The 6,747-nt window shown below is 61.5% G+C and carries 7 protein-coding genes and 1 pseudogene; 2 read left to right on the top strand and 6 right to left on the bottom strand.

Annotated features, from left to right (window positions below):
* Window positions 1-320, bottom strand: a pseudogene (locus QZ994_RS17800) (efflux RND transporter periplasmic adaptor subunit); the annotation flags it as partial.
* A 361-nt stretch (window positions 321-681) separates the two neighbouring features.
* Between QZ994_RS17800 and QZ994_RS17795 the strand changes: the two are divergent.
* Both QZ994_RS17795 and QZ994_RS17790 read left to right on the top strand, forming a co-directional pair.
* Window positions 682-1,842 carry a chromate transporter gene (locus QZ994_RS17795; RefSeq protein ID WP_286747416.1) on the top strand — a complete coding sequence of 387 codons (1,161 nt, stop codon included), beginning with the start codon at window positions 682-684 and terminating at the stop codon, window positions 1,840-1,842.
* Between the two features lie 26 nt (window positions 1,843-1,868).
* Window positions 1,869-2,324 carry a chromate resistance protein ChrB domain-containing protein gene (locus QZ994_RS17790; protein ID WP_286747418.1) on the top strand — a complete coding sequence of 152 codons (456 nt, stop codon included), beginning with the start codon at window positions 1,869-1,871 and terminating at the stop codon, window positions 2,322-2,324.
* A gap of 190 nt (window positions 2,325-2,514) precedes the next feature.
* On the opposite strand, the gene QZ994_RS17785 is transcribed toward QZ994_RS17790, so the two are convergent.
* The 5 genes from QZ994_RS17785 to QZ994_RS17765 form a co-directional block, all read right to left on the bottom strand.
* Window positions 2,515-3,522: a bile acid:sodium symporter family protein gene (locus QZ994_RS17785; protein WP_286747420.1), complete on the bottom strand. Its 1,008-nt coding sequence runs from the start codon at window positions 3,520-3,522 to the stop codon at window positions 2,515-2,517.
* A gap of 130 nt (window positions 3,523-3,652) precedes the next feature.
* Window positions 3,653-4,678 (bottom strand): methionine synthase, encoded by a 1,026-nt coding sequence (locus QZ994_RS17780; protein WP_286747421.1) that lies wholly within the window; start codon window positions 4,676-4,678, stop codon window positions 3,653-3,655.
* Window positions 4,679-4,731: 53 nt separating this feature from the next.
* Entirely contained in the window at window positions 4,732-5,745 is a 1,014-nt protein-coding gene (locus QZ994_RS17775; protein ID WP_286747423.1) for a DUF1852 domain-containing protein, read from the bottom strand.
* Between the two features lie 56 nt (window positions 5,746-5,801).
* On the bottom strand, window positions 5,802-6,395 hold the full coding sequence (gene msuE, locus QZ994_RS17770; protein ID WP_286747425.1) for an FMN reductase: 594 nt from the start codon (window positions 6,393-6,395) through the stop codon (window positions 5,802-5,804).
* 95 nt (window positions 6,396-6,490) lie between these two features.
* A partial coding sequence (locus tag QZ994_RS17765; protein ID WP_290874824.1) for a hypothetical protein occupies window positions 6,491-6,747 on the bottom strand: 257 nt, incomplete at its 5' end.

The following is a 6,747-nucleotide window of genomic DNA, read 5'->3' as shown; positions in this document are numbered from 1 at the left end:
GTGATGCGCGGCTGGGTCTTGCCGGTTTGCTCGACGCGCTTGATCTGATCCTCGCTCATGCCCACCTGACGCATGCGCTGGCGAGCGCCATCCACCAAGCTGCCCAGGTCGGCACCCCGCATGCGGCGAACAGACAAGAACTCTTCTTGCGCGGCCACCCAATCAGGCACATAGAGATCGGCCAGGGGCTGACCTTGTTTGACCGCATCCAGCGTGGCGCGCACATGCAGCCGCTCCACAAACCCGGCGGCCCGTGCTTGCATGACAACCTGGTCGCGTTCGTTGTAAGCGATGCTGCCCACGGCAGAGACCTGGGGCGAGGGGTGATCTCGGTTTTGGTGCAGTGAGTCCCGCTTTTGGGTTAGGGTAATCCCGATATGCTGTGGCTGAGGTGCGGCTAAAGCGCCCGCCCTTTGCACGCAACCGCGGCACGAACTCGTGAACAGATGCTGTCGCGGTGGGTGATAGACTCCCGACGCGGGGGTAAGAGCGGTCCTCCCCGCAAGCACAAGACGCTTAGCGTCCAAGCACTGCTCCTGACCATGGGCTCAAGCCCAGGTAGGAGTTCGTCTTGAAAAGGCCAATAAGCCTCGCGCGCACTTTCAGTCTTTCACTGATTTCAGCTTTCGGTGCTGACTTCTCTTTTTTGTCAGCAGCATTTGTGATGCCTGGAGGTGCTCAATGAGCGGCCCTAGTTACTCACTCTGGCAAGTCGTTGCCTACATGCTGCGTCTGGGCACCATCGGTTTTGGTGGCCCTGTGGCACTGGCGGGCTACATGTATCGCGACTTGGTCGAGCAGCGCCGCTGGATCAGCGATGAGGACTACAAGGAAGGTATCGCCCTGGCCCAGTTGATGCCAGGGCCCATGGCCGCGCAACTGGCCATCTACCTGGGCTACGTCCACTATCGCACCCTGGGTGCCACCTTGGTTGGCATCGCATTCGTGCTGCCGTCTTTCCTGATGGTGGTTGCCTTGGGATGGGCCTACACCCGCTTCGGTGGGCTGACCTGGATGCAGGCCACGTTCTACGGCGTGGGCGCAGCCGTCATCGGCATCATCGCCATGAGCGCCCAGAAGCTCACCACCAAGAGCCTGGGCAAGGACAAGTTGCTGTGGGCGATCTGGGCTATCACAGCCACCACCACCATCATCACTGAGTCGGAAATTGCGTCACTATTCATTGCCGCAGGTGTGACGGTCTGGCTATGGCGTACCAAGTGGCGACCATCAGCCCGGCTTTCGTCGAATGCTGCAATGGCGCTCGTGCCTGCGATCCCCGCTGTAAGTGTGTCACTTACCACTGACCCGGCCATCCTGACGCAAATCGGGGTGTTCTTTGCCAAGGCTGGCACCTTCGTGTTTGGTTCGGGCCTGGCCATCGTGCCGTTCCTTTACGGCGGGGTGGTTCACGACTTTCACTGGCTCACTGAGAAGCAGTTCGTTGATGCGGTGGCCGTGGCCATGATCACACCAGGCCCAGTGGTCATAACGGTGGGCTTCATTGGCTACTTGGTCGCGGGCCTGCCGGGTGCCTGCGTGGCCGCATTGGCAACGTTCCTTCCCTGCTACCTGCTTACCATCGGGCCTGCGCCTTACTTCAAGAAGCATGGCAAGCGACCAGGCTTGCTGGCCTTCATCGACGGGGTGACGGCTGCGGCCGTGGGCGCGATCACCGGGTCGGTCGTGGTGCTTGCCAAACGCTCGCTGGTTGATCTGCCCACCATCCTCACGGCGCTGGTAGTGGTAGCCATTCTGTGGCGTTTCAAAAAAGTTCAAGAGCCTTGGATCATCCTGGCCGCTGCATTGGTGGGCATGGCCTTGTTCCCTTTCCGTCACTGATGCCGTTTGCACAGAGGAGATTGACCATGAAATGGGTGACACGAGAACGTCCCAAGATCGACCGGATTGCATGTCCGTGGCTGATCCAGCGCTTCATTGATCCTCAAGCTGAGTTTCTGTACGTGCCAGCCAATCAAGTGTTAGCGACAGCAGTAAGCCAAAGCGCCACACCCTATGACATCCCCGGTGTGGAGATGTCGCATGTGGGCGAGCTGTGCAGCTTCGACGCCTTCCTTCGGAAATACGAGTTGAGCGATCCAGCCCTGCAGCAATTGGCCACCATCGTTCGAGGTGCTGATACCGACCGGCTTGACCTCACTCCGCAATCAGCGGGGCTGTATGCCTTGTCTCTGGGCCTGTCGCGCAAGTTTGCCGACGATCACGAAATGTTGAGTCACGGCATGGTGATGTACGACGCTCTGTTTGCCTGGTGCCAATCTTGCCAAGGCGAGACGCACACCTGGCCACAAGGGATGGCCTGAGTCAGTGCCGGTGCGTACGATACGCAGCCGCTGGCGCATCTGGATCGGGTGAGTGAGCGGCACTGCGGCTCGTTCGTGGAGTAGAACGCCTGTCTTGCCGAGTGCTGCCGGTCTTTGGTCAGTGTTGTTGCGGCAGCACCTTCTTGTGGCCGTCGGGCAATGGGAGGTACTGCCCGCTCGCTCGTGCTTGTCAGTGCACCACCTCACCCCGCTCCGCATAGCGCCTGGCCATCACCGAGCACACGAACAGCTGCAGCTGGTGGTAGAACATGATGGGCAGCACCAGCACCCCCAAGGCCGGGTTGCCGCCGAACAGCAGCTTGGCCATGGGCACGCCCGAGGCCAGCGTCTTCTTGGAGCCGCAGAACACGGCCACGATCTCGTCTTCGACCGGGAAGTTCAGGGCCTTGGCGATGCGCTTGGTCAGCCACAGAAAGGGGAACAAGAACAGGCACACGCCCACGGCCGTCATCGCCATCAGGCCCAGGCCATGCTTGCTCCACAGGCCATCGGCCACCGAGTCGCTGAACGAACTCAGCACCAGCAGCAGGATCACGGTGCGGTCGACCTTGGTCGTCCAGGGTTTGACCTTCTGGAACCAAGCCCCCACCACCGGGCGCAGCAACTGCCCCAACACGAAGGGCAACAGCAACATCTTGGCCACCTTGAGCATGGTGTCGCCCACGTCCATGGCCTGGCCGTCGGCCGCGCCACTGAACACCAGGCTGGCCAGCAACGGCGTCAGCACCACGCCCAGCAGGGTCGACAAGCTGGCGTTGAGCACGGCCGCCGCCACGTTGCCACGAGCCATCGCCGTCATCGCCACAGACGATGACACCGTGGACGGCAGCACCGCCAGGTAGAAGAAGCCCAGCAGCAGGTCGTGCGGGATGTGGCGGCCCACCAGCGCATTGAGCGCGAACCACCACAGTGGGAAAAGCGCGAAGGTGCTGATCTGCACCGTCAGGTGCAGCTTCCAGCGCGAGGCACCGTGTTTGAGACTGTCGGTGCTAAGGCCCATGCCGTGCAGGAAGAAGATCAGGAAGACGCCAATGTCCCCCACCACGTCCAGGCGCAGCAGGCCACCGGTGCGGCCCAGGTCCGGCGCCACCGATGCCAGCAGCACAGCGCCCACCATGCCCATCAGGAACCAATCGATCGCTCCACGCTGGAGATGGCGGCCCGCCATCCTGCTCATGGACCCCATCGGCTTCAAACCCTTCACCATTTCGAACTCACCACGTCATGTCTTCAAAAACAAAGGTCGCGCCCGCAGCGCAGGCGCGACCATCCCCATCCACAAGACCCCGGCTGGAAGGGGCCGGCGCTCAATTCGAGGCCAAGCGCGCCTTGGCCAGCTTCGTGCCCTCGGCCAGGGCTCGTAGCTTGCGCTGAGCCACCTCCCGCGACATGGGCGCCATGCCGCAGTTCGTGCATGGAAACAGCCGCTCTTTGGGCACAAACTGCAAGGCTTGGCCGATGGCGTCGGCCACTTCCTCAGGCGTCTCTATCACATCGGTGGCCACATCGATCACGCCTACCAGCACATCCTTGCCCTCCAGCAGCCGCAGCAGCTCAAGCGGCACGCGCGAGTGCATGCATTCCAGGCTCACCTGGTCGATGCTGCTTTGGGCCAGCGCTGGAAAAACGGTTTCGTACTGACGCCATTCATCGCCCAGGGTGCTTTTCCAGTCGGTGTTGGCCTGGATGCCGTAGCCATAGCAGATGTGCACCACGGTCTTGCAGCTCAGGCCTTGCGCGGCGCGCTCCAGCGCCTTCACGCCCCAGTCGGCCACGTCTTTCATGTAGACGTTGAAGGCAGGCTCGTCGAACTGGATGATGTCCACGCCATCGGCCTGCAGCGCCAGGGCCTCCTGGTTGAGCAGCTCAGCGAAGGCGAAGGCCATCTTGGCTTTGTCACCATAGAAGCGGTCTGCCACCGTGTCCACGATGGTCATGGGGCCAGGCAGGGTGAACTTCAGCTTCTTCTTGGTGTGCGCGCGCGCCAGTTGGGCCTCGAAGGCGTGCACGCGGCCCTTCAGGCGCAACTCTGAGACCACCTGCGGCACCATCGCGTCGTAGCGGTTGTCGCGGATGCCCATCTTCACCTTGTGCTCGAAGTCGATGCCCTCGACCTGCTCCAGAAAGCCGTGCACGAAGTGCTGGCGCGACTGCTCGCCGTCGCACACGATGTCCAGCCCGGCGTCTTCCTGGGCCTTGATCCACAGCAGGGTCGCATCGGCCTTGGCCTGCAGGAGCGCATCGCCTTGCGCCGCCCATTGGGGCCAGAGCTTGTGGGTTTCGGCCAGCCAGGCGGGTTTGGGCAGGCTGCCGGTGATGGAGGTTTCGAACATCGAGGGGGCTTTCAAGGCAAACGAGGTGGGTATCGGGGCTCGGCTCAGGCCATTCAGGCGGCCTGAGCAAGTTCAGCGCGTTGGCCAGGCTGGTCAAACTGGGCGGCCCACTGCGCCAGGATGTCCTGGTGCGGTTGGATGAAATGCTCTTGCGTGAACTTGCCCTGCTTGACGGCCAACTGGCTGCGCTCCACCCGGTCGTAGACGATCTGCGTCAACGAGTAATCGTCGTAGCTCAGGCTGGGTTGATACACCTGGCCTGCCACCGAGTTCGCGTTGTAGATCTCGGGGCGGTAAATGCGCTGGAAAGTCTCCATCGTGCTGATGGTGCCGATCAGTTCGAGATCGGTGTAGTCAGCCAGTAGGTCGCCAAAGAAGTAGAAGGCCAAAGGGGCCACGCTCTTGGGCGGCATGAAAAAGCGCACCTGCATCCCCATCTTCGCGAAGTACTGGTCGGTCGATGACAGCTCGCTTTGCTGGTACTCCACGCCCAGGATAGGGTGCTCATTGGCCGTGCGCCGGTAGGTCTTGCTGGTGGCCACGCTCAGGCAAATGACCGGCAACTTGCTGAAGCGTTCCTGGTAGGTGCTGGATTGGACGAATTGTTTGAATAGCTTGCCATGCAGCACGCCGAAGTCGTCCGGAATGCTGAACTGCGCCCGGTCGGCGTTGTACTCGGGCAGCACGACACTGAAGTCGTAATCGCGCACATACGACGAGAAGTTGTTGCCCACGATGCCGTCGATGCGTCGGTTCAGTTTCTTGTCGACGATGTGGGTGTGCAAGATCTCGATCAGCGGAAACACCGCGCTGGTCTGCACGCCAATGTCCATTTCGACCGAGACGATCTCGAGCTCGACCGCGTAGCGATCACCCGTGGGGTTGTCCCAATGCGCTAGGTCATTGAAACGGTTGTCGATCATCTTCAGCGCTCTGCGCAGGTTCTGCTGCCGGCTCTCACCACGCGCCAGGTTGGCGAAATTGGTGGTCAGGCGCGTGCTGTCTGCCGGTTGGTAGTTCTCATCGAACCAAATGCTTTGGAGGCTGAACGTGAAGGCGTTGCTCATGACGGCGTTCTTTGCAAGGAGTCAGGTGTGAAGGGCGGCGGAGAGCGTCGCTGGTTTCAAGCAGCGAGCATCTGCTCGGCTACTGATGGCAGCGCGTCACGGAGGCACTGGCGGGTCAATTCGAGCAGCGGCACGGCGCGTTGAACGGCCAACCTGGCGCGCTCGATCACGGCCTCGTCGCTCAGACGTCGATCCACGAAATCCTTGTCGGTGGCGTAGACGCCCAGCGGCAAGGTGCGGGCCTGGAAGAAGCTGAACAGGGGGCGCAGTTGGTGGTCGATCACCAGGGCATGGCGCTCGCTGCCGCCATTGGCGGCCAGCAAGACGGGCGTGTCGATCAGGGCGTCTTGTTCGATGAGGTCGAAGAAGTGCTTGAACAAGCCCGTGTACGAAGCGCGAAACACCGGGGTGGCCACGACCAGCACATCGGCCTGCTCGACGGCGGTCAGCGCCTGCGACACGGCATCGGGCACCTGGGTGCGCCAGACCGCGCCCGTGAGTTGCGGCGCCAGCAGGCCCAGATCGACCAGGCGTGGCTGGCAGGGCATTTGTTCAGTGATCAGATTCAGCAGGTGCTGAGCCAGGCCTGCCGATTTGGAAGGGCTTTGCAGTGCGCCGGAAACCGCCACCACGCGGAGAGGTCGTGTCATGGTTGCTTTCGTGTGGAGTGATGCAAGTGGCGCCATGGTATTGAGTTGAGCCAATGACGTAAAATGGTCTTTTCTCACCAATGCATGAGAAATATTCATTCAACTTTGAGTCGCGACACCGGAGCATCGAAGATGCCCCCCACCGTCGAAGGCAAGCTGCTGCCCGGCGGACATGACAAGGTGATGCAGCATTCCTGCGGCGCGCCGTGGTCGGGCGAGGTCATGGGGGTTTCGGCTGCTGCTGCCACAACTGGGGGTCGTCTCAGAAAACGGAAAATAAAGCACGCTAAGCCGGTTGCAGCGGCCGTAGCGGCCTGAACTTGCCCGCGCCGATCTTGGCGCTGCTGCGCCA

It is taken from the genome of Aquabacterium sp. (assembly GCF_021768455.1).
GTDB lineage: Bacteria > Pseudomonadota > Gammaproteobacteria > Burkholderiales > Burkholderiaceae_C > Aquabacterium.
The sequence above is the reverse complement of the archived record's forward strand: the minus strand, read 5'-3'. Positions and strand labels throughout refer to the sequence as shown.

Bases quoted from the DNA above. Each gene is read 5' to 3' on its own strand.
- QZ994_RS17795 (WP_286747416.1), top strand. From the start codon at position 682: ATGAGCGGCCCTAGTTACTCACTCTGGCAAGTCGTTGCCTACATGCTG.
- QZ994_RS17790 (WP_286747418.1), top strand. From the start codon at position 1,869: ATGAAATGGGTGACACGAGAACGTCCCAAGATCGACCGGATTGCATGT.
- QZ994_RS17785 (WP_286747420.1), bottom strand. From the start codon at position 3,522: ATGAGCAGGATGGCGGGCCGCCATCTCCAGCGTGGAGCGATCGATTGG.
- QZ994_RS17780 (WP_286747421.1), bottom strand. From the start codon at position 4,678: ATGTTCGAAACCTCCATCACCGGCAGCCTGCCCAAACCCGCCTGGCTG.
- QZ994_RS17775 (WP_286747423.1), bottom strand. From the start codon at position 5,745: ATGAGCAACGCCTTCACGTTCAGCCTCCAAAGCATTTGGTTCGATGAG.
- msuE (WP_286747425.1), bottom strand. From the start codon at position 6,395: ATGACACGACCTCTCCGCGTGGTGGCGGTTTCCGGCGCACTGCAAAGC.